Annotated in this window: 25 protein-coding genes; 2 read left to right on the top strand and 23 right to left on the bottom strand. The window is 51.5% G+C overall.

The window, feature by feature from the left end; translation table 11 throughout:
- Positions 1 to 396 precede the first annotated feature (396 nt).
- Entirely contained in the window at positions 397 to 1,473 is a 1,077-nt protein-coding gene (locus tag DXB83_RS11250) for an NAD(P)H-dependent flavin oxidoreductase (protein ID WP_118697644.1), read from the top strand.
- Between the two features lie 124 nt (positions 1,474 to 1,597).
- Positions 1,598 to 2,971, top strand: a complete 1,374-nt coding sequence (locus tag DXB83_RS11245; RefSeq protein WP_118697643.1) for a sodium-dependent transporter — start codon at positions 1,598 to 1,600, stop codon at positions 2,969 to 2,971.
- 91 nt (positions 2,972 to 3,062) lie between these two features.
- Here DXB83_RS11245 and DXB83_RS11240 read toward each other — a convergent pair whose 3' ends face one another.
- The 23 genes from DXB83_RS11240 to DXB83_RS11130 all read right to left on the bottom strand — a co-directional run bounded on the left by DXB83_RS11240 (position 3,063) and on the right by DXB83_RS11130 (position 22,434).
- Positions 3,063 to 4,106 (bottom strand): sulfate/molybdate ABC transporter ATP-binding protein, encoded by a 1,044-nt coding sequence (locus DXB83_RS11240; protein ID WP_022462457.1) that lies wholly within the window; start codon positions 4,104 to 4,106, stop codon positions 3,063 to 3,065.
- 12 nt (positions 4,107 to 4,118) lie between these two features.
- Positions 4,119 to 4,823 (bottom strand): molybdate ABC transporter permease subunit, encoded by a 705-nt coding sequence (gene modB, locus DXB83_RS11235; RefSeq protein WP_055227953.1) that lies wholly within the window; start codon positions 4,821 to 4,823, stop codon positions 4,119 to 4,121.
- Positions 4,824 to 4,976: 153 nt separating this feature from the next.
- Positions 4,977 to 5,924 carry a molybdate ABC transporter substrate-binding protein gene (gene modA, locus DXB83_RS11230; protein ID WP_055227952.1) on the bottom strand — a complete coding sequence of 316 codons (948 nt, stop codon included), beginning with the start codon at positions 5,922 to 5,924 and terminating at the stop codon, positions 4,977 to 4,979.
- Positions 5,925 to 5,950: 26 nt separating this feature from the next.
- Positions 5,951 to 6,973 carry an XdhC family protein gene (locus DXB83_RS11225; protein WP_117802064.1) on the bottom strand — a complete coding sequence of 341 codons (1,023 nt, stop codon included), beginning with the start codon at positions 6,971 to 6,973 and terminating at the stop codon, positions 5,951 to 5,953.
- Between the two features lie 29 nt (positions 6,974 to 7,002).
- Entirely contained in the window at positions 7,003 to 7,440 is a 438-nt protein-coding gene (locus DXB83_RS11220) for an MOSC domain-containing protein (protein ID WP_118666626.1), read from the bottom strand.
- 37 nt (positions 7,441 to 7,477) lie between these two features.
- Complete coding sequence (gene moaA, locus DXB83_RS11215) at positions 7,478 to 8,449, bottom strand: GTP 3',8-cyclase MoaA (RefSeq protein WP_117802063.1); 972 nt, start codon at positions 8,447 to 8,449, stop codon at positions 7,478 to 7,480.
- A gap of 3 nt (positions 8,450 to 8,452) precedes the next feature.
- Complete coding sequence (locus tag DXB83_RS11210; protein ID WP_117802062.1) at positions 8,453 to 9,478, bottom strand: molybdopterin-binding protein; 1,026 nt, start codon at positions 9,476 to 9,478, stop codon at positions 8,453 to 8,455.
- Between the two features lie 29 nt (positions 9,479 to 9,507).
- Positions 9,508 to 10,353 (bottom strand): selenium-dependent molybdenum cofactor biosynthesis protein YqeB, encoded by an 846-nt coding sequence (gene yqeB, locus DXB83_RS11205; protein WP_117802061.1) that lies wholly within the window; start codon positions 10,351 to 10,353, stop codon positions 9,508 to 9,510.
- Between the two features lie 151 nt (positions 10,354 to 10,504).
- Positions 10,505 to 10,876, bottom strand: a complete 372-nt coding sequence (locus DXB83_RS11200; protein ID WP_055227948.1) for a winged helix-turn-helix domain-containing protein — start codon at positions 10,874 to 10,876, stop codon at positions 10,505 to 10,507.
- Positions 10,877 to 10,891: 15 nt separating this feature from the next.
- Complete coding sequence (locus DXB83_RS11195) at positions 10,892 to 11,128, bottom strand: DUF3343 domain-containing protein (protein ID WP_022462466.1); 237 nt, start codon at positions 11,126 to 11,128, stop codon at positions 10,892 to 10,894.
- A 57-nt stretch (positions 11,129 to 11,185) separates the two neighbouring features.
- Positions 11,186 to 12,334, bottom strand: coding sequence for an aminotransferase class V-fold PLP-dependent enzyme (locus DXB83_RS11190; RefSeq protein WP_117802060.1), 1,149 nt, complete (start codon positions 12,332 to 12,334; stop codon positions 11,186 to 11,188).
- Positions 12,331 to 12,945: a sulfurtransferase-like selenium metabolism protein YedF gene (yedF, locus tag DXB83_RS11185; protein WP_334294816.1), complete on the bottom strand. Its 615-nt coding sequence runs from the start codon at positions 12,943 to 12,945 to the stop codon at positions 12,331 to 12,333. Before yedF ends, DXB83_RS11190 begins: the two co-directional genes overlap by 4 nt.
- Positions 12,946 to 12,971: 26 nt before the next feature.
- Positions 12,972 to 14,015, bottom strand: coding sequence for a selenide, water dikinase SelD (selD, locus tag DXB83_RS11180; protein WP_117509366.1), 1,044 nt, complete (start codon positions 14,013 to 14,015; stop codon positions 12,972 to 12,974).
- Between the two features lie 21 nt (positions 14,016 to 14,036).
- Positions 14,037 to 14,552 (bottom strand): MogA/MoaB family molybdenum cofactor biosynthesis protein, encoded by a 516-nt coding sequence (locus DXB83_RS11175; protein ID WP_022462470.1) that lies wholly within the window; start codon positions 14,550 to 14,552, stop codon positions 14,037 to 14,039.
- Between the two features lie 3 nt (positions 14,553 to 14,555).
- A complete protein-coding gene (gene moaC, locus DXB83_RS11170) occupies positions 14,556 to 15,044 on the bottom strand; it encodes a cyclic pyranopterin monophosphate synthase MoaC (protein ID WP_022462471.1) in 489 nt (162 codons plus the stop codon).
- Between the two features lie 25 nt (positions 15,045 to 15,069).
- Entirely contained in the window at positions 15,070 to 15,906 is an 837-nt protein-coding gene (gene yqeC / locus DXB83_RS11165) for a selenium cofactor biosynthesis protein YqeC (RefSeq protein WP_118697642.1), read from the bottom strand.
- A 138-nt stretch (positions 15,907 to 16,044) separates the two neighbouring features.
- Positions 16,045 to 16,779, bottom strand: coding sequence for an immunoglobulin-like domain-containing protein (locus DXB83_RS11160; protein WP_118697641.1), 735 nt, complete (start codon positions 16,777 to 16,779; stop codon positions 16,045 to 16,047).
- Positions 16,780 to 16,784: 5 nt separating this feature from the next.
- Entirely contained in the window at positions 16,785 to 17,486 is a 702-nt protein-coding gene (locus tag DXB83_RS11155; RefSeq protein ID WP_055227943.1) for a polysaccharide biosynthesis tyrosine autokinase, read from the bottom strand.
- 15 nt (positions 17,487 to 17,501) lie between these two features.
- Entirely contained in the window at positions 17,502 to 18,245 is a 744-nt protein-coding gene (locus DXB83_RS11150) for a YveK family protein (RefSeq protein WP_055228010.1), read from the bottom strand.
- Positions 18,246 to 18,264: 19 nt separating this feature from the next.
- On the bottom strand, positions 18,265 to 18,993 hold the full coding sequence (locus DXB83_RS11145; protein WP_055227942.1) for a CpsB/CapC family capsule biosynthesis tyrosine phosphatase: 729 nt from the start codon (positions 18,991 to 18,993) through the stop codon (positions 18,265 to 18,267).
- A 189-nt stretch (positions 18,994 to 19,182) separates the two neighbouring features.
- On the bottom strand, positions 19,183 to 20,364 hold the full coding sequence (locus tag DXB83_RS11140; RefSeq protein WP_117802055.1) for a MerR family transcriptional regulator: 1,182 nt from the start codon (positions 20,362 to 20,364) through the stop codon (positions 19,183 to 19,185).
- A 59-nt stretch (positions 20,365 to 20,423) separates the two neighbouring features.
- The gene (gene rfbB / locus DXB83_RS11135; protein ID WP_022461570.1) at positions 20,424 to 21,446 is read right to left on the bottom strand and encodes a dTDP-glucose 4,6-dehydratase; all 1,023 of its coding nucleotides are present in this window, start codon (positions 21,444 to 21,446) and stop codon (positions 20,424 to 20,426) included.
- Positions 21,447 to 21,594: 148 nt separating this feature from the next.
- Positions 21,595 to 22,434 (bottom strand): MerR family transcriptional regulator, encoded by an 840-nt coding sequence (locus DXB83_RS11130; RefSeq protein ID WP_055227940.1) that lies wholly within the window; start codon positions 22,432 to 22,434, stop codon positions 21,595 to 21,597.
- Positions 22,435 to 22,500 lie beyond the last annotated feature (66 nt).

Raw genomic sequence — 22,500 nt, 5'->3', positions numbered from 1 at the left:
CCTCCCCACCCCCTATCAATCACCTTTTTCTCATTTTCCCTCTTGACATACTTTGATATTCAAAGTATTATATATCTAGTTTTCAAAACCACATAGTAAGGTTTTTTACATTACATTTTTACCAATACCAGATCCCGTGCCCGCCGCCGTGTCGGGGATGTTCCTCCAGGATGGCGCATTTGCAGGAGGCCTGCAAACTCTTAGGCTATGGAATTTTGCGTTGCTTGAAAAAACGGCACTGTCTGAGTGCAGCGAGTTCGCCGTTTTTTCAAGCGCCCTTAGCAAAATCCCAAAGCCTTAGAGTTTCCTGGCCTCCGAAACCGCGCCATCCTGGAGGAACATCCCCGGCGCGGCGGCGGGCACGGGATCGTCCATTTATCAAAAAGGAGAATTCATATGTTACCAAATTTAAAAATAGGAAATCTCACCGCCAAATACCCCATCATCCAAGGCGGAATGGGCGTCGGCATCAGCCTCTCATCCCTCGCCGGTGCCGTTGCCAAAGCCGGCGGAATCGGCGTCATCTCCGCTGCCCAGCCCGGCTGGCGCGATCCGGAATTCGCGCGTGATCCCTTAAGCGCCAATCTTCGCGCCCTCGCCTTCCACATCCGCCGCGCCAAAGAAATTTCAAACGGCGGCATCATCGGCGTCAATATCATGTGCGCCCTGACCCACTACGAGGAATACGTCCGCTGCTGCATCGAAAACGGAGCCGATCTCATCATCTCCGGGGCCGGTCTCCCGACCGATCTGCCAAAATACATAAAGGGAAGCTCCATCAAGCTCGCCCCTATCGTTTCCCCTCCCCGGACTGCCAAGGTTCTTCTGAAGCTTTGGGACAATCACTATCACCGCGTTCCTGATCTCGTTGTCATCGAAGGTCCTGCAGCCGGAGGCCATCTCGGCTACTCCGCCGAAACCGTGGAAGAAACAGCACGGCGCGGCTACGATGACGAAATCCGGGAAATTCTGCAGATTGTACATGGCTACGAAGAAAAATATGCCTGTACCATCCCCGTCGTCTTTGCCGGAGGCGTCTACACCCATGAGGATATCCTTCACTATCTGTCGCTTGGCTGCGCAGGCGTCCAGATGGCTACCCGTTTCGTTGTCACGGAAGAATGCGATGCCGATCCCCGCTACAAACAGGCATACCTGAATGCAAAAAAAGAAGATATCACGATCATGCACAGTCCGGTCGGCATGCCGGGCCGCGCAATCCGCAATCCGTTTCTGACGGAACGCGAACAGGAACGGGAAAAAATCTCACACTGCTACCAGTGCCTCAAAAAATGCGACAAAGCCTCCATTCCCTACTGTATTACCACTGCCCTGACCCGCGCTGCCGATGGCGATACCGACAACGCTCTCCTTTTCTGCGGAGAAAATGCATGGCGTCTCGATCACATGACCACCGTGCCGGAGCTGATGGCGGAACTGGCCGGGGAATACCTGCCGGACAGCAAAAAATAAAAAATTTAGTAGTGACTTTCCTTCCCAATAATGTTACAATCTTCTTTATGGTGTCAGCATAAAAAATCTTCAAGAACTGACCATAAACCCAAAATTTTTGTAACACACAAAAGGAAGGAACTCTATGAACAAACACAACAAATCCCGCAGCTCGTTTTCCGGCAAAATCGGTTACGTGCTGGCTGCAGCAGGCGCTTCCGTCGGACTTGGAAATATCTGGCGTTTTCCCTACCTCGCAGCAAAATACGGCGGAGGAATTTTCCTCCTCATTTATATCCTGCTGGCGCTCACCTTCGGCTACTCCATGATCGTTGCCGAGTCCGCCATCGGACGCATGACACGAAAAAGCCCGGTCGGCGCTTTCCAGTCGTTCGGCAAATCGAAATGGCTTTCCGCCGGGGGCTGGATCAACGCCATTATCCCGATTCTGATCGTTCCATACTACTCTGTCATCGGAGGATGGGTCATCAAATATCTGATCGAATACGTGAAGGGCAACAGTACCCTGCTCGCAGAGGACGGCTATTTTTCCGGCTTCATCTCAAACGGAGTTTCCACAGAGCTCTGTTTTGCCGTTTTCTGCCTTATTACGGTCGCCATCATCTACGCCGGTGTGCGAAACGGCATTGAACGCGTTTCCAAGGTGATGATGCCGATTCTGATCGTCCTTTCCGTTATCATTGCCGTTTATTCCGTAACAAGACCGGGCGCACTGGCAGGCGTGAAGTATTTCCTTGTTCCGAACCTCAAAAACTTTTCATGGATGTCCGTTGTTGCCGCCATGGGACAGATGTTCTACTCCCTCTCGATTGCGATGGGTATTCTGATCACCTTTGGCTCCTACATGAAAAAAGACACCTCGATTGAGGATTCCACACGCAACGTCGAAATCTTTGACACTGCCATTGCGATCATGGCAGGCCTGATGATCATTCCTGCCGTCTTTGCCTTCTCCGGCGGAAATCCGGATACCCTGCAGGCAGGACCTTCCCTGATGTTTATCACCATCCCGAAGGTATTCGCCAATATGGGCTTTGGCACTGTGATCGGTATTCTGTTTTTCCTTCTGGTGCTGTTTGCCGCACTGACCAGCTCCATCGCACTGACAGAAAGCGCCGTTTCCACCTTTGAGGATGAGCTCGGCTGGGGTCGTAAAAAATCGACCGTTCTGATCGGCGTTATCATGATTGCGCTCGGAACGCTCTCCTGCCTTGGCTACGGACCGCTTTCCTCTGTCACCATTCTTGGAATGCAGTTCCTGGATTTCTTCGACTTCCTGACGAACTCCGTGATGATGCCAATTGCTGCCATTGCCATCTGTCTTCTCGTTTCGAGAGTCATTGGTGTGGCGAAAATCGAGGAAGAAATCATCCATGGCGAGAGCCGCTTCCGCAGAAAGAAAATCTTTCTTGTCATGATCCAGTATCTCTGCCCGGTGTTTGCACTGATCATTCTGTTCAGTTCCGTGGCAAATGCATTCGGCTGGATCACCATGTAATGAATCTGTAAACGATGAAAAAAGATTGTTTTCGAAACACGATTACGATTTCGAAAACAATCTTTTTTTATCCAAATCTGTCACACCAGCATCAGGAATCCGTCAGCAGCAGAATATCTTCCTCCTTCAGATACAGCTCCTTTGGAATCCCCATTTCCGGGCTCCAGTCTGTTTTTGCGATCTTCCACTGCAGCCAGCTGCATTCGGCATTCTTCCGGAACGAAATGTTCCATTCAAACGGATCTTCCCAGATTTCGGATTCGTTGACCGGAAATACATTTTCCTCACCCGGCCTTTCTACTGTGGCCAGAAAATGTGCCCGGATGCCGACTGCGCGGATATCGTCTGCAATTTCCCGCTCCTTTACGTGCAGCGTTACGCCCCAGTCCACGGCCCGCAGCGTGTGCGCATCCACCCGCTCGGCCGCCGAAATGTTCTTGCAGCCCGACAAAATTGCCGCTGTGCGCGTCTTCGGATTCTGGAAAAATTCCTTCAGCGGTTCCATGACTTCCATCTTTCCCCGGTTCATACAGCTGACCGTATCGCAGAGGCGGTACACCTCATCGCGGTTGTGTGATACGAAGATGACCGGTTTTCCGGCCTCCTTCAGATGTTTGTACATCTCCTGCTCCAACTGCCATTTCAGATAGGTATCGAGCGCTGAAAACGGCTCGTCGAGCAGAATCAGCTCCGGCTCTGCTGCGAGCATCCGTGCCATCGCGACGCGCTGTTTCTGTCCGCCGGAAAGCTGTCCCGGGATCTTTTTCTCCAGCCCTTCCAGCTGAAACTGGCGGATCAACGATTCCGTCCGGCTCCGGTCCGGCCGTTTTCCCATGCCTGCCTCAATATTCTGCACAACATTCATATGCGGAAACAGGGCGTAATCCTGGAACATATAACCGACTTTCCGCTTCTGCGGCGGCAGATTGATTTTTTTCTCCGAATCAAACAGCACCTTGCCGTCAAGGACAATCCGCCCTTCATCCGGCTTTTCGATTCCGGCGATACACTTTAAGGTCATGCTTTTTCCACAGCCCGACGCGCCGAGAATCGCAAAAATCTCCTGCTCCGCCCGGAACTGCATATGCATAAAAAAGCCGTCCAGTTTTTTCGTAATATCTACTTCAAGCGCCATGATTTATCCTCTCTACCACTGTTTCTGATTTTTCTTTCTCCGGTTACCCAGAAGGTTCATCGCTGTCATCGTAAGGAATCCGACGAGCAGTACGACAACAGACCAAAAACCCGCCGTTTTATAATCCCCGTCCTGAATCACCATTGCGATTTTCTGGGAAACGGTACCCGTCTTTCCCGGAATATTTCCGGCCAGCATCGACGTCGCACCGTACTCACCGAGCGCCCTTGCAAATGCCAGTACCGTACCGGAGAGCACGCCGGGACCTGCCGATGGGATGACCACTTTCCAGAAAATCTTCCACTCCGACATACCAAGCGTCCGCGCCGCATAGATCAGGTTCGTATCCACCTGCTCAAATGCCGCTCTCGTATTGCGGTACATCAGCGGAAACGCGATAATCGTTGCCGCCAGAATACAGCCAAGCCATGTCTGTACTGCCTTGATACCGAAATTCTCATACAGTGCAGCACCAAACGGACGGCGGAGGCTGAAAATCAGAAGCAGGAAAAAGCCTGCAACGGTCGGCGGCAGAATCATCGGAAGTGTCAGAAAGCCGTCAATTACGGCACGCGCGCCGGGACGCAGCTTCATCACCGCACGCGCGGCAAAAATACCAAAGAAAAAGGACAGAATCGTCGCCACAATACCGGTCTTGATCGAAATGACAAGCGGGCTCCAGTCCAGTGACTGTAAAAAATCCAGTATTTCCTGCATAACATTTCCTTTCTATCCATGGCAGCCCTGCATACCTGCATCACGCATCCTGCCCGGATTTTCTCTGATGCAAAACCACCGTCCGTAGAAACGAAATCTTTCTTTTTCGGACGGTGATTCCAAATCCCTGCTGTTTTTTGTGGGATCTTCTTTTTATTCTGCCTCTGTATCAAAGTAATAATTCCGGAAGATGGCGGCTGCCTCATCAGAAGTCAGAAACTCTACAAAGTCTTTCGCTGCTGCCTGCTCGGTCTCATCTGCCTCTTTGTTGACAACCTGTGCTGCCGGGTAGATGACATTTCCGGTCAGATCGTACGGAACGACCTGCAGAACCTTCAGACGGTCCTCCAGACCGTAGGTATCGGAATAATAAACCGTACCAACCTCGTTGGATCCCTCTGCAACTGCGGAAGTAACGGCTCCTACGTTTGCACACTCATTGATTTCCACGCCGCCGAGCGCTTCGGAAACCTGCTGGGTTGTGATAGCCGATACGTCGTCTGCTTTCTCCAGAATGCCTGCATTGACCAGTGCTTCTCTTGTGTATTTTCCAACCGGAACGGAACCGTCTGCCAGTGCGATGCTGGATGCCTTGTTCAGATCCTCCAGGCCCGTAACTTCTGTATTGTTTCCCTCATAGGTTACAACGCAGACCTGATTGTTTACGATATTGTGGCGGGTTCCCTCAACCAGAAGATTCTCTTCCTCAAGCTGATCCATCTGTTTTGCTGCTGCGGAGAAGAATACGTCGCAGGATGCACCCTCTTCGATTTGTGTCATCAGGGTTCCTGAGCTGTCATAGTTTCCAACCAGTTTGACATTCGGCTGGGTCTTATTGTACTCGCTGATCAGCGTCTCCATTACGGAGTTCAGGCTCTTTGCGGCAAATACGGTGACAGTGGTATCGTCAAATACTTCGCCGTCTGCTGTGCTCTTGGCGCTGGATGCGCTCTCTGCTTCCGAAGAAGCGCTGGATGCAGATGTGCTCTCTGCCTTGGAGCTGCTCTTACTGGAAGAATCTGTGGAATTGGAAAATCCGCATGCGGCAAGAGAAAGTGCCATAGCTGCCATCAGAAGAATGGATACGGTTTTCGTTTTCATGATAATTGACTCCTCATTTTGTATATTTACGTATGAAGCGCCGGATGTGCACCTTTTCGTTTTCCGGTTTTTGCTGACCGGATCTGAATGAGCTGTGCGGCAATGCTGATTGCAATCTCCGCCGGCGTCTCGCTTCCGATCTCGATTCCGATCGGGGCATAGACACTGTCGAGCTGTTCTCCGGTAAAACCCTGCGCTTCCAGTTTTTCGCGCACATACTTTGTCTTTCTGCGGCTTCCCACCACACCGATGTACGACGCGCCGGTGCGAAGCGCAAACGCCTCGGCATCCGCATCGCACCGGTGGCCGCGTGTCACAATCACGAGATAATCATTTTTCCGGATCGAAAGAATCTCGTCCAGTTTCGTAAAATCCACCAGCATGGTCTGCCCGGCATCCGGGAACAATGCTTTGTCCACATATTCCTCCCGGTCATCGAGTACGATACAGCAGAAATCCAGATGATGCAGCACCGGAACGAGTTCCTGGGCCAGATGGCCGCCGCCGAACAGATAAACCTTTCCGTCGTAGCAGAATTCCTCGGCGTAATACGTTTTCCCGTCCAGTTCCAGAATCCGGCAGTGGCCCGCTTTTTCCTGTGCCGCCGGAAGCATTTCCCACGCTTCTTTTTCCAGCACGCGGATACCGGTTCCGTCCAGCGCAAAAAAAATCCAGTAACTGCGGTACCGCTCCTGCGCCGCAAGCGCCTGCGCCAGACTTTCTGCTTCGCCGTGCGCTCCATTCATAAAATAGAAGCACACCTTCACTCTGCCGCCGCAGACCATGCCAAGCCCCTTCCCCTCTCCGGTTCCGAGATCGTATTCTCTGTATTCACTTTTCTTCTCCTGCACCAGCTCCTGCGCATGCAGAACCGCCTGATATTCCAGGTTTCCGCCGCCAATAGTTCCGAAAACCCGTCCTTCCCGGCCGACCAGCATATAGGCGCCCGTCGTGCGCGGAATGGAGCCGTCCCCTTCGGTGATAAAGGCAAGAACCGTGTCCTGTCCCTCTTCCAGCTGTGCAAGCAGTTTCCGGTAAAGTTCGTCCATGTTTCCTCTCCTTGTGTCTGATCTCTGGTCTACTTTTCCGTCACCAGTTCGATGGTGTCACCCTTTTGAATCGTGCCGCCGCGCAGCACCACCGCGAAAACGCCCTCCCGCGGCATGATGCATTCACCCATGCGTTTGAAAATCTCGCAGTGGCTGTGGCACTCCTTTCCGATCTGCGTCATCTCAAGCAGCGCATCCCCGCAGGAAAACCGCGTGCCGACCGGCAGATTCCGGAAATCATATCCTTCCACGATCAGGTTTTCCCCGAAGGCGCCGAGCGGAATATCCGCCCCCTTTGCACGGAAGGCTTCTATTTTTTCATACGACAAAAGGCTCACCTGGCGGTGCCAGTGCCCGGCGTGTGCATCGCCCTCGATGCCCCAGTCTTCCACCAGCTTCGCCGTTTCCACCTCGTGCTTTGCCGTTCCCCGTTTTTTACTGATACAGATTCCTATGATTTTTCCCATTTCTTTTGTTTCCTCTTCTTTTCGAACCGCCGTCATTTCATCCGCCGATGCCGGACATCAGGTGGTGCTCTGTCATATCCTTCGGCCGCTCAAAGCAGTGTTCCATCGGCTTTTTTAAGATTGCCTGTGCCATCACATCCCGCAGATCCGCCGCCGTTCCGTTCTGCAGAACCTCCCGCAGATCCACGCCGTTCTCATAGCAGAGGCAGAGCTTTAAAAAGCCGCGGCTTGTCAGCCGTACGCGGTTGCAGCTTCCGCAGAACTTTCCGTGGATCGCGCTGATAAAGCCGACGGGCATCGACAGCTTTTCGTACCGCACATAAGCCGCAGGACCGTTTCCTTCTTTTTCCTGGTCCGGCGTACATGCCCCATACCACTGTTCCAGCTCTGTTTTCAGCGCCTCATTCGACGGACCCACGTACGATTTTCCGGCGCCCACCGGCATCACCTCGATGAACCGCACCGGGACTTTTTCCTGCTCTGCAAATTCAAGCAGTTCCTGCGCATGCAGTTCTTTTCGATGCACCGCATTCAGCTTCACTAAAAGACCCGCCTCTTTGGCCGCGCAGATGCCCTGCTTTACCTGCTCCAGCGCATCGCGTCCGGTAAGCGCCGCAAACTCTGCCGCATCCACTGTATCCAGGCTCACATTCACACTGTCACAGCCGGCCGCCTTCAGATCCCTCGCACACGATGCCAGGCGTACGCCATTCGTCGTGATCCCAACGGATGCGGTGCCCGGCACTGCTTTTATTTTCTGCACCAGCTCCACGCACTCTTTTCTTACCAGCGGTTCCCCTCCGGTAATCCGGTAATGCGTGATGCCAAGCCCAGCCGCGGCGTGCACAATCTTCAGCATCTCTTCGACGGTAAGCGGCGGATTCTGTTCCGCCTGCTCCAGTGCACAGCCCGCCGCACTCTCCGGCATACAGTACCGGCATCTCAAATTGCACGCGTCCGTGATGGAAATCCGCAGGTAATCTATCGTTCTGCCATACTGATCCTTCATCGTTTATCTGCCTTTTCCAAAACCGCAGTTCGGGAAGGTGCAGACCTTGCAGTTCAGGCAGAGACCGCCCTCGCCAAGACCGGCCAGTTCCTCCGCTGTCACCTCATCATCTGCAATGAGGCGCGGCAGGACAAGATCGAAAATCGTCCGTTTCGAATACATGACGCATCCCGGCAGGCCGACGATCGGTGTTCCGTTTTCGGCATACGCCAGAAGGAACATGGCTCCCGGCAGCACCGGCGCGCCGTAAGAAACGATGCGTGCTCCGGTATTTTTGATCGCCAGCGGCGTCTTGTCGTCCGGATCCACACTCATTCCTCCGGTGCAGAAGACAAGATCGGCACCCGCTTCCATCGCGCGTCGGCATCCGTCTGTGATCTTCGATGCATCATCATCGTAAACCTCATGAAAGATCATCTCCGCGCCGAATTCTGCCAGCTTTTCCTGGATAACCGGTGTGAAGGTGTCCTCGATCCGATGGTAATACACTTCATTTCCCGTTGTCAGAACCGCAAATTTTTTCTTGTGGAACGGCTTTAAGGTCAGGATCGGCCCGTCGGAACAGACTGCCTGTGCCGTCTCCATCTTCTCTTTTTTGATGACGAGCGGAATAATTCTCGTCCCCGCCAGTTTGTCGCCTTTTTTCACGTATGTATCACCGTGGCGCGTCGCAATCATCATCTCGCCGAGGCTGTTTACTTTTTTCAGCTTCTCGCGGTCCACTTTCAAAAGACCGTCGCAGTCCGCGATCAGTTCAATTTTTCCTTCTTTGACATCGGACGGATGCATGTGATCGTTTTTACACATATCGTAAAGAATCTGTGCCGCCTCATTTTCATGCAGCATTGTATCGTCCTTTTCCCAGATGTAAATGTTGTCCTTTCCGACACTTAACAGCACCGGAATATCTTCTTCTGTAATGATGTGGCCTTTGCGGAATACCGCATCTTTTGTCACACCTTTGATAATCTGTGTAATATCGTGGCAGAGCACCTGGCCTACCGCGTCTTCTGTTTTCATCAGTTTCATCTGAAACGCCTCACTTTTTCTATTTGAATCTATTCCAGTTCCCCGCAGATCACTTCCAGCACGCTTCCGGCGATGCACCGCGCCTTATCGGAAATCGTGAAGCAGTTCTGCAGTTCTTCTTTCCGCGGATCGATGTCCGCAATCTTAAATCCCTTCGTCACCGGATAGCCGTCGCGGATCAGCCCGCGCAGCAGACCGGAGAGAGATGCTTCCACAGGTACCGTCCCGTTTTCTGTCTCAATCTCTGCAATCACAGCCCTGGCTTCCACAATGTCTCCGATCGAAGCCACATTCCGCAGAATACCTTCCGCCTGTGCATGCATCACACGCTCTTTTCCGTACCCGCCGATGATGCCCGGAATGCCAGTGTTCGGAACCGCGCTTCCGCTTCGGATCACGCGTCCAAGATTATGACCGCGCTTCGTCTCAATTACAACATCCACATCTTCTCCTGCCGTAAAGCCCGGTCCGAGGGCAATCACAAGCGGCGCCATCTCTTTTGTCGTCCCGAGATTTTTCTTCGCCAGAATCGCATCGACCACGACGGCCGGGCGAAGTGCTGCAATGCTTAGTCCCGCCGGATCCACGAGCACCGGAACACCATCTTTCTTCCAGATCCGTTCCATTTCCTGTTCCAGAAGTTCTTTCCGGTTCTTTTTCTCTGCGAGATCCACGTCCATGCGCACGGCTTCCACGTCCTCTACCCTGGCGCTGCCGGCATATACCGCTTCGCTCAAAGCCACCTGCCGCCGGATCGCCGCCGGGTGCTCTGCTTCCAGAACCAGCAGACGAAAGCCCGCTTTTTTCAGACGATGGATCGTACCGGTTGCAAGATCTCCTGCTCCCCGTACCACGATCAGATCTTTCTTTTTCATCTTCGCTGTCTTCCTTCTTTCGTTTCAGCAGCCGCCGTTTTCTTCCGTCTTCCGCGGTCTGCCTCGTTATTCTCGTGCGAGAATAACGCTTTTTCCATTAATAAAAATACAGGAAAGGACCCGTTTTGTCAACGTGTCCCCGTAAAAAATGTTATTTTTCTTCTGTTCCAAACCACTTCTGAAACGACGCATCGGCGCCTGCGCGGACTTCTTGTTCAAACTTCCGGTACCGCTTCAGGAATTCTTTTCCCTCCGGGGTCAGTACCGTCTGGCCGCCGTTGCTGCCGCCCCGGTTGCCCTGTACCAGCGGGATGCCGAGATCCTCCTCGGCGCGCTTTAAGATTTTCCATCCCTTCGAGTACGCCATCTGCATGCATTTGCAGCCCTTCAAAAGGGAGCCGGTTGCTTCCACATGCTCCATCAGCTCCGCCACACCGGGACCGAAGGCATGATCCGTCCGGCTGACGCGCAGCCGCATGTCGTACCGCAGCTTCTGTCGTAATGTTTCTTCTTTTTCTTCCATCTCCACCTCACACCTCTACAGCAGCACACGGTACTCCGCCTCATAGGCAAGTCCCGCCGTCTGAAGTGCCGCAAGGATTTCTTTTCCCTCTTCCGGCGCTGCTTTCCAGGAAAGGCCGCAGCCCGCCGTAATTTCCCGCGGAACGGGGATCATCCTTCCCGGCAGGCCGTGCGCTCTCGCATACTGCTCCATCTGCATCGCCTGCGTTGTCCCCGCAAACGTCAGAATCCAGGTTTCTTTTCGCTGTCTCATATCGTTTCTTCCTTTTTCCAGCTTCTTTTGTATCCCGGATGCCGGCTGCCGCCTCTCTCACTGCTGCATTTCTTCTTCGGCAAACTCCCGCAGAGCCTGCGCGGCAATCCGGACTTCTTCTTCCGTCAGTACATGGGAAAAGCTGAACCGCACGGCTCCCTGCTCCCGTGTTCCGAGTGCTTCGTGCATCAACGGCGCGCAGTGTGCCCCGCTTCGGACTGCAATACCATAGTTCTCATACAGCCAGTCGCTGACATATCCCGAATCACAGGAGCCGATGTTTAATGCCGCCGTTGGTACCCGCTGCTGCAGATCGTCTGTTCCATATAAAGTAAGTCCCGGGATTCCCTGAATTTTCTCCAGAAAGAGGTGCATCAGCTCCCTCTCTCTTTTGTAAATCATTTCAATCCCCGTCTTCTCCAGATATTCCAGCGCTCCCAGAAGTCCCGCAATTCCGTGGACATTTAAAGTTCCCGCTTCCAGGTGCTCCGGCATCGCCGCAGGCTGTTCTTTTTCATAGCTTCGGATTCCGCTTCCGCCCATTTTGAGCGGCCGGATCGAAAGTTCGGGACGGACGTAGATTCCGCCGGTTCCCTGCGGCCCTAATAGTCCCTTGTGGCCGGAAAAACAGAGCACGTCGATCCCGCTTTTCTGTACATCGATCGGCAGAATCCCCGCTGTCTGCGCCGCATCGACGATCAGACGCAGGGAATGGCGTTCCGCAATTTCGCACACCCGCGCAAGATCCGTGATATTTCCGGTCAGGTTGGAGGCATGCGTAACGACAAACGCTTTCGTGTTTTTCCGCACTGCCGCTTCCATCTGATCGTAATCGATCCTTCCAGATACATCCGCCGGAATCACGGAAAGCTCCAGTCCCTGTTTTTCCAGTGCATACAGCGGGCGCAGAACGGAATTATGCTCGCAGACTGTCGTGATCACATGATCCCCCGGCCCGAAGAGTCCGAAAATTGCCGTGTTCAGTGCCTCCGTATCGTTGCACGTAAATGCAATCCGCTCCGGACTCTCCGCGTGAAACAACTCTGCCAGCCGCATTCTCGTCTCAAAGACGATGCGGCCCGCATCCAGTGTCGCATCGTGTGCACCGCGACCTGCATTTCCACAGCCGTGCAGTGCCTGGATCATACGCTCCTCTGCTTCTTTTGGATGCCACAGCGACGTTGCCGCCGAATCGAGGTAAATCATGGCTTAATCACGCGATCTGCGCTGCTCATGCGCTCCACGATGTCATACATGTTGGTCACACTGCCGACCTGCAGCTTTTCGGTGATGCCGTAGAAGTTCAGGCATGTTCCACAGGTCAGAATTTCAACGCCGCGCGCTGCCAGATCTTTCAGATCCTCCAGGGACTCGGAACCCTCGCAGGTCAACTTTGCACCGCCGTTGTAGAACAGAATCGTATCCGGCAGCTCATCCTGCTGGGTCAGTGCATAAAGGAAGCTCTTCATCAGAATTTTACCCAGCTCCTCGGCTCCTTCGCCCATATGGTCTGCAGAAAGAACGACGAGTTTTGTTTTCTTTGCCGCCGGTACGAGGCATACGGTTTTCTCTTCTGTTTCAGCCGGCTCTGTTTCCGATACGGTGAACTCCACATGATACTCTTTTTCTTTCTTCTCTTTTACCAGAAAGCCATATCCTTTCTGCTGCGCCATTTTTTCCAGGTTCTGCACGGCGATTTCATTATCCACCAGAACCTCCACTTTTCCGCTTCCCGCAAGTTCTGCAATCGCATTTTTTGCCTTTACCAGCGGTACCGGGCACACATCACCCATTGCGTTTACTGTCTTTTTCTCCATCTCTGCCATTTTTCATCCTCCCTGCCTTACCATTTCCTGCTCTGTGTCACATAAATTTCGGTTCCTGCCGGCTCTGTGATTTTTCCAACGATTGCTGCCGGAATCCCCTGCTCCAGCAGTTTTCTCTGCATTTTTTCTGCATCCACGGCATCCACGGCCATCAGAAGCCCTCCCGATGTCTGCGGGTCAAACAGCACCTCCTGCATGCCGAACGGTATATCCTTAAAGGTCACATGCTGCTCCAGATGATTCCGGTTCCGCTGGCCTGCCGCAGTGATCAGAAACTCCTCCGCCGCTTCCACAGCCCCCTGGAACACCGGAATCTGATCCGCCCAGATATGGCAGGACACGCCCGACTCCATCATCTCATGCAGATGTCCTAGGAAACTAAAGCCCGTTACATCGGTACAGGCATGAATGTTATACTTCCGTGCCGTCTCCGAGGCGTACTTATTCAGCGTCATCATCGATTCCACTGCCTTTTGAAATCCACCCGGGTTTTCCTCCCCGACGCGGTGCGCCGCACAGAGAATGCCGGTTCCGAGCGGTTTCGTCAGAATGAGCAGATCACCCACGCGGCCCGTATTGTTCTGCCAGATCCGGTCCGGATGCACAGTTCCCGTGACAGAAAGGCCGTATTTTACACTGTCATCCGCAATCGAATGACCGCCGGAGAGCGATCCGCCCGCCTCCTGCACCTTTTCCGCGCCGCCGCGCATGATTTCTCCGAGGACATTCAGATCCATCTGTTCCGGAAAGCAGACGATATTCAGGGCTGTCCGCACCTCTCCGCCCATCGCATAGATGTCGCTTAAGGCATTCGCCGCCGCAATTTTTCCAAACGTGTACGGATCCTCCACCACCGGCGGAAAGAAATCCAGCGTCTGGACCATCGCAAGGTCGTCCGTCAGCCGGTAGACGGATGCATCGTCTTTGCTGTCATAGCCCACCAGCAGATTCGGATCCTTTTCCCCTTTCGGCAGCTTCTCCAGAATATGTTCGAGCACGCCTGCCCCGAGCTTTGCCGTACAGCCGCCGCTCTTACAGAAAATAATTTTTTCTTCTTCCATCGTTACCTGTTCCCTCTTTTTTCAGCTTCTTCCGCACTCTCCGTCCGTTCCGCGCAGAAGTCCCAACGCATGCGGCAGGGTATCAAGTACAAATCCAAGACTCTCTTCCACCGCCTTCGGGCTTCCCGGCAGATTGATAATCAGCGTCCGATGACGGATTGCACTCACTGCCCGGCTCAGCATCGCCCGTTTTGTGATCGCCATGCTGCCCGCGCGGATCGCCTCCGCGATGCCAGGTGCCACACGGCCGGATACCGCCAGAGTTGCCTCCGGTGTCACATCCCGCATGGAAAATCCCGTGCCGCCTGTCGTGAGGACAAGATCGCACTGCTCCAGATCGGCAAGCCGGATCAGTTCCTCCTCGATCATCGCCCGCTCATCCGGCAGAAGACGCATCGAAACGACCTCATACTGCTCCGCCGGAAGCAGCTCTTTGATCTTTGGGCCGCTCTTATCCTCGCGCTCGCCCTGATATCCTTTGTCACTTAACGTTACAATTCCCACCCGGAAAACCGGGAAATCTTTCTTTTCTGCCATGCTTTATTTTTCCTCTTTCTGATAGATATAATGACCGCTCTTTCCGCCGTCCTTTTCCAGAATGTGGATATCACGAATCACCATGCCGCGGTCCATCGCCTTGCACATATCGTAGATCGTGAGCAGCGCTGTGGAAACGCCAGTCAGCGCCTCCATCTCCACGCCGGTCTTTCCGACACATGATGTGGTGCACACGGCCGTAATAGAATTTGTATTCTCGTCCGTGGTAAATGTCACTTCGCAGTTCGTCAGCGGCACAATGTGGCACAGCGGAATCAACTCCGCATTCTTCTTCGCCCCCATGATGCCTGCCAGCCGTGCAACGCCGAGCACATCGCCTTTTTTCGCCGTATGGTCCCGCACGGCTGCAAATACCTCCGGGCTTACCTGTATGGTTCCCGTCGCCGATGCTGCCCGGTACGTGTCAGGCTTCTCATGGACATCGACCATGACGGCGCTGCCGTCTTTCTTAAAATGGGTAAATTCCGCCATCTGTCTCCTCCGTTCTATTTCCGTTTTATTCTCCGGGTTCCCACTCTTCTTCCGCTTCACGCACGGGAAGCTCTGCTCTCCCATACCAGGGATTCGTGTTCTCACCGCTTTGTCTTCTGTTTCCTGTCGCGCACGTAACCAGAACATGCTCGATCCCCTGCCTGCGCAGCAGCTCCACAAGTTTCTCTGCGGCCGCCCGGTGTTCTTTTTCCTCATACTGGTGCAGTACCGCATAAAACGTTCTGCCTTTCAAATCCTTCTGCTGTCCCTGTTCCGATGCGATCAGCCGTGCCAGATCTTCTTCCGTGATATGGTGTTCCATCGTACAGCCAAGCAGTTCCGCCGCCCGTTCTGCCCGAAAGCAGCCCTTGCCAAGCGGCTGTCCCAGTGCCGAAAGACCTGTCACACCAATCACAAGATCTGAAGAGGAAAGCAGCGCCGGTTCATGTTCCGCCGGTGCCTTGCACGGCAGGTGCCTCGCGCCGTCCGCCTCGATCAGCGTCAGATCGGCCTTTTTGCGTGCCTCTTCAAATAGTTCCGTTTCCGGCATGGAAAGCTTTTCCGGATCCCGGCAGGCACTCCCGATAATCGCTGCGCGGCCTGTGCGAAGTTTTCTTTCGACCGCTTCCAGACTCTGGTCATGCCATTCTTTCGGCGGACGGTAAATGTGCGTCGAAGTTGTCACCAGTACCTTCTGATCGTTTTTTACGCAAAAGCCTGCCATCTCGTACAGTAGCGTCGTTTTTCCGCCGCCGCCGATGATAGAAACTACATGGTTCTTTTCCTTTAAAAATGGGAACGCCGTTCCCATTCCTACCGGCTCCAGCTTCTGTTTTTCTGTTTTCTGCCAGATTCGAAGCATCTCCTCTGCCCCCTTCTGCCGTCTTTCTTTCTCACTCTACCATACTCATTTTGGGCTGTCAAATTTTACTCGCGCCGTAAAAACTTGAAAAAAGAACTGCCCCGATCGGGCATCCCCATCAGAGCAGTTCTTCTATTCTTACTGAACGTGTACGGTAAGCACCGCTGCATTTGATCTGTTTCCATCGCTGTCCGTCACATGATACGTCAGCGTGTAATCTCCCGGCACTGCAGTATCCACATCGCCGTCGATCTCAATCTGGTTAAAGAGTGACTCCTGGCTGTCTGCATCATCGGTCATCTCTTTGATATAGCTGGTTTTGTCCAGATCGTTTCCGGCTTCCACTGTTACTTCATACGTATTCAGGTACAGTTTTGGGCTTTCCGCCGGCAGTGCTTCGATTTCCATCTGCGCATCTGTCTCATTTTTTGTGCCCTCTGTGTCATTCTGCTGCGGCTCCTCTGTTGCCGGTGCAGACTCATCTGCCGCCCCACTGTTATCCGTTTCCTGCGTAGCCTCATTTTCCGCCGGGGTATCTTCCGCTGCAGCTTTATAATTCACGCGGCGTGTTGCTTTTGATACATTATTGTGACTGTCCTTTGCCGCATAGACAACCGATGCACTGGTATGGTCATCGTTCGGGAAAATGTTTTCAATCACCAGCGAATCTGTCACATCTCCGTCTTTCTCATCCGTTGCAGTAACGCCTTCCAGCAAAGGCGCTGTATCACTGCCTTCCGCATACGTTACATCCCCATCAGCTGGAAGCTCGATTTCCGGGCCTTTTCGGTCGTCCGTCACTACGACAGCTGCTGTACCGGCTCCTAGCGCCACGCACAGGACAATCAAACCTGCAACAATCCCTTTTTTCATGGCAGTTAATCGTCCTCCTCCTGGCCGTAATCTCCATATTTGTACTGACCGTATTTTCCGTATTTACCATACGCCTGTTTCTGCATATCCACCTTGTTCAGGACAACGCCAAGCAGCGGGCAGTTACTTCTCTCGAGCTGGCTCTTTACTTCCTGTGCAAAACGATAGCTGATCACACCGGACTCAATGACCATGATTGAACCATCACAGATTTCTGCAACGATTGCACTGTCGATAACGCTTCCAAGCGGAGGAGTATCCACAATCACATAATCGTAAACTTTACGAAGTGCATTTAAAAGACTTCGGAAGTTCTTTCCCCCCAGAAGCTCTGCCGGATTCGGCGGAAACGGGCCGGAATAAATCATGTAAAAGTTCTTTACATTGGTAGAACAGATGACATCCTCCAGAGTTGCCTGACCGGACAGGAAGTGTGCCAGTCCGCGAACAGATTTCTGTGTTTTCGTTCTTCCAAGAAGAACCGATTTCCGAAGATCGGCATCGATCAAAATCACTCTTTTTCCGCTCTCTGCAAGAGAAATGCCGAGCTGCATAGAAACACTGCTCTTTCCCTCATTTGGTGTACAGCTTGTAACCGCGATTACTTTCTTATCTTCTCCGCAGAACTGAAGGTTGGTCCGAAGAGATTTGTAGGCTTCCACAATCTGATAGCCTGATTTTTCCTGTTTTACTACTACCTGATTCACGTTCCGTATCCTCCCTTATTTCTTTCTTCCACGGCCGTTTTTGTTTTTCTTCTTGCTCTTTTTCTGTCCTTCTGCAAGAGGAATTATGCCGAGTGTACTGACACCCAGATAACGTTCTACATCTTCGGAGGTCTGGATGGTGTCATTTGTCAGATAAACAATAATGATGATGACAATCGCGATAAATGCCCCTGCTATTGCACCGATCAGCCCGTTTTTCTTAATACTTGGGCTTACCGGCTCATCTGGAATATTCGCCTCATCTACCACATTTACAGCTTCTGTGTTCATAACGTTCTGAATATGATCTGATGCTGCTACACGGATTGCATCCGCCATCTGGCTTGCTACATACGGATCTTCGTCTTTTACTGTAATCGAAAGGATACGCGTATCGTTCTGTGTAGTAACAGTAATTTTGTTCAAAAACTCCTCATAGGTAAGATCCAGATTTAACTGTGCAATAACGGTTTCAACAACCTGACGGCTCTGAATCAGCTCCGCATAGTCTTTGGTTAAAAGAGAACTTGCCTGCAGATCTCCACTTGTTACAGTACTGCTGCTGTCCTGTTTTGACAGTACATACATTTTTGTCGTCGATTCATACTGCGGCTTCATAAATACTTTGCTGACCAGTACCATCAGAAGGCCAAGTGCCAATGCAGCTAAAATCACATAGCCAATTTTGCTCCAGAGCACACGAAGCAGTTCCAGTAAATCGATTTCAATTTCATCCTGATTCTGTTGATTCGTTTCCATCTTCTTCTCCTGACTTTTTTTAGATTTCTCCGGCATCCCTTAAGATTTCCATCGGATTATCGTGGAAAATCCTTTCGGCATATGCCTCTCCCATTTTTTTTGAAACATAGGCAGCGCCTGCTCCTATGTTGGGAATACGTGTTTTTGTGTTGTGGGAATCGCTGCCGACAAAACCGAGCAGATCTTCCTTCATCAGTTTTCTGCAGTAGCGTTTTGCCCCCCACGTATACTTTCCAAGTATACTTTCCACATTCACCTGCAGTCTTGCGCCCATATCCACCAGATCGCTGGAAAATCCGACGCTCTTTACCGTTGCCTGATAGCGCTCCACATGCGCGATAATCGGTTCGTAACCGCAGGACAGTACATTGTAGACTCTCTCACGGATATGCTGTGCGGAATCTCCCTCGGAAAATTCCAACAGAACATAGGATGAACCGGCCATGGTCACATATTTCCGTTTTTCCAGGATATCCTGAAGATCCATGTTCGAGTGAAGTTCACACCCGAGATAAAGCGACATATCCGGATATTCCTTTTTTGCCGCTTCCTGCAGTTTCAGAAACTGCTCATGTACCTTTTTTGCCGGTGTTTCAAACATCCGCCGCCGATAATGCGGTGTGATGATAATCTTCCTGACCCCGTCCTCGTGCTGCATTTTCAGCATCGCCAGCGACTCTTCCAGGTCAGCTGCACCGTCGTCTACCCCCGGGACCATATGGCAGTGTACATCAAATAATTCCTTCATACCTTATCCCTCTTTTTGTGTTCTTTCTTCAAGTCACGCATACTTAGACATTCTACTTTAGTATACATCCTTTTGTGATCTCTGGCAATACAAAAAACATACTCTGTATTTATTTTTTAACATTTTTGTCAAACTTGCCTAAAATGAGGGATAAAAAAGAGACCTCCATTTTCATGTCGGCCTCTCCCGTTATTTTCTGCAGATGAAAACCCCTGCCTCTTTTGTGATCGCAATTCCGCCGTGTTTCTGAATTTTCTTTTCCAGAAATTCTTTGAATTCCCGCTGTCTCGGATACAGATACTCATTCTGATTTCCATGGCAGGAAAGGATATAGTCCAGAAGCGGCTCCGGCCGGTCGACCCAGAGACTGTCCTCGTAGATTCTTTTCTCTACGCTGCCAAAATAAGGCTTTAACTGCTTTTCTCCGTGATCCAGACCAAAAATAGTATACAGCGCCACCTCCGAAAGATTGATCTGCGGATCAAACTCCTGTACCAGATCGGTAATCTCTTTCATATGGCCTTTTCCATACGTACTGCAGTAGAACACGCCGTCATCTGAAAGCACACGGCTGATTTCCTGCAGACCGCGGGACAGATTCTGGACATAGAACAAAACATGATTTGCAATAATCCGGTCGTATTCCGCATCCGGAAACGGAAGCTTCTGGCAGTCCAGTGTCCGGAAATCAAAACAGGATGCCTTTTCTTCTCCCAGATTTTCCGCCGCATCCCGGATCATGCCGTCCGACAGGTCAGACAGACAGATATACTTTCCTTTCAGCACGGATGGCTCCGCTTTTTTCCAGAGCTGTCCGTTTCCGCAGCCAATCTCCAGAATCCGGCGCGCACCGTCAAAATCCATCTGTTCCAGAAGCCACGGGAACCATCCCTTTTTATTTTGGGAATACTGCTCGTGCAGCGAAATACGGATATTCAGGTTTTCCCCGTTTTTGTACTGCTCCACCAGCATCTTTTCCATATCGGTCAGATGAATCAGGTTCAGAATGCCGGTCCAGTCGATCTGGTTCGTCTCCTCCAGAATCTGTGTCGTATTCTGCAGCGCCTTTTCCATCTGCTCCAGATTTTCCATCTTCTTGTGCACAAGTCCGATCTGCATTTTCAATGATTTCAGAATATCCGCACTCGTATCGTGAATCGTCATATTTCCGATCTCATTCAGGGAAAATCCGAGATATTTCAGCGATAAAATTTTCTGCAGCTTCAGAAAATCCTCATCCGAATACATCCGATAACCAGACTCGTTGATAAAGCTTGGCTTCAGCAGCCCTTTTTTGTCGTAATAGCGAATTGTCCGAATGGTCACATGGGCCATCCGGGCAAATTCACCAGTGGTATAATATTGATCCATATCCACCACTCCTTCGCAAAAGCCGCTTTTTTGCGGCCTTTGCATTTCACTTTTCTCTCTTACAGACGGTCTTTGTACATCTCAGCAAAGTAGTTCTGATACTCACCGCTGATGATGTGTTTCCACCAGTCTTCATTGTCCAGATACCACTGGATTGTCTGTGCAATTCCGGTATCGAAATTGTATTTTGGTTTCCATCCAAGTTCAGTCTCGATCTTGGTCGGGTCGATTGCATATCTTCTGTCATGGCCCGGGCGGTCTTTTACGTATTTGATCAGAGATTCCGGTTTGTCCAGAGCTTTCAGGATGGTCTGTACTACCTGAAGGTTTGTTCTCTCGTTGTGTCCGCCAATGTTGTAAACCTCGCCTACTTTACCTTTATGGATAATCAGGTCGATTGCTTCACAATGGTCGGATACGTGCAGCCAGTCTCTGACATTCTCACCGTTTCCGTATACCGGAAGCTCTTCGTCTGCCAGTGCGCGGCTGATCATAAGCGGAATCAGCTTTTCCGGGAAGTGATACGGGCCGTAGTTGTTGGAGCATCTGGAAACGGTAACCGGGGTACCGAAGGTTCTGTGGTAAGCCAGTACAAACAGGTCTGCGCTTGCTTTGGATGCAGAGTACGGGCTGGAGGTGTGGATCGGGGTATTCTCTGTAAAGAACAGGTCCGGGCGATCCAGCGGAAGGTCTCCGTAAACTTCATCGGTAGATACCTGATGATATCTCTTTACGCCGAATTTTCTGGAAGCATCCAGCAGTACACGGGTTCCCATTACGTTGGTCTGAACAAAGATGCCAGGATCCTCAATGGAACGGTCTACATGGCTCTCTGCTGCGAAGTTGACAACAACGTCAAATTTCTCTTTTTCAAACAGATCCATGATGAAAGCTTCGTCTGCGATATCACCTTTTACAAATTTGTAGTTCGGTTTGTCCTCAACCGGTTTCAGAGTCTCCAGGTTTCCCGCATAGGTCAGCAGGTCCAGGTTTACGATCTGATAATCCGGGTATTTGTTTACCATGTGATGTACGAAGTTTCCGCCGATAAATCCGGCTCCGCCTGTTACTAATACTTTCATGCTTTTTCTCCTTTTTGGTGTGTTTATCGTCTCAGTTTTATGTCAATTCAACTTGTTGTACCCTCATTATAATGGGTGACGTTGCGTCATGGTCAAGAGGAGAATGAAAAAAGTTTGTGAAAATCTTGTTTTTTCCCCTCCTACCTGTCTATCTTAGGATTTTTACGGCGATTCTCGTAATATACTGTTCCATTTCCTGACTGGTCAGCGCGTCCACCATATATTCCTCATAAAAGCGGTCATCCAGCAAAAATTTCTGTTCCGTGGCATATCGGAACAGCTTCCGGTACGCCGCTTCAATTCCCTGCCATGGTCCTTTATAATAATAGCAAAGATACTCTCCCTCCGGCCGAACCGTGTATCGCACTTTCGCCGGCACACGATCAAAAATCAGATAGAAATCACGGTAATCCAGAAAATTCCCCGTTTCCAGTGTTTCCCGTTTCTGAACAAACCCCACATTATACGAACTTCGATTTCCGTATTGCCCGCAGTAAGCATAGAGCTCTCCGATTTTCTGATTGACTGCCAGATTATCCGCTGACTCGCTGTGGTTTGTGACAAGATACTGCAATGGAAGGGTATGGATCCCCACAGGACAGAAGGGATCTTTTTCAAACGCCTCACGGCATTCCGCCGATGCCTGTGCCAGAAACCGCTTCTTTTCCCCAATCCAGCGCTGCATCTCGCGGAGCCGCTGCATTTTTTCGCGCACCACCTTCTCCTCCTGTTCCAGCAGTACTCCGAATTTTTCAGGACTTCGCTGTTCCAGATAATTTCGAATCTCTGCCAGCGGCATGCCCAGCTCCCGCAGCATTCCGATCACATCAAACGTTTCCATCTGATCCATCGCATAATACCGGTAGCCGTTTGTCCCTCTTCTTTTTGGTACGAACAGCCCAATCTCATCATAATGGAAGAGCGTTTCCTTTGTCGTGCCTACCAGCGCTGCAAATCGCCCCGCGCTTAAATACTCCTGTTTTCCCATTTCTGACTCCTTTTCCTGAATATGTGCTCTCGGAATTTTTCCTGTTTTTCACCTTTTTTGCACTTG

Source organism: Blautia sp. OM06-15AC, assembly GCF_003481425.1.
GTDB classification, from domain to species: Bacteria; Bacillota; Clostridia; order Lachnospirales; family Lachnospiraceae; genus Fusicatenibacter; species Fusicatenibacter saccharivorans.
Note: the sequence above shows the minus strand (reverse complement) of the source record. Positions and strands in the feature narration are given on the sequence as shown.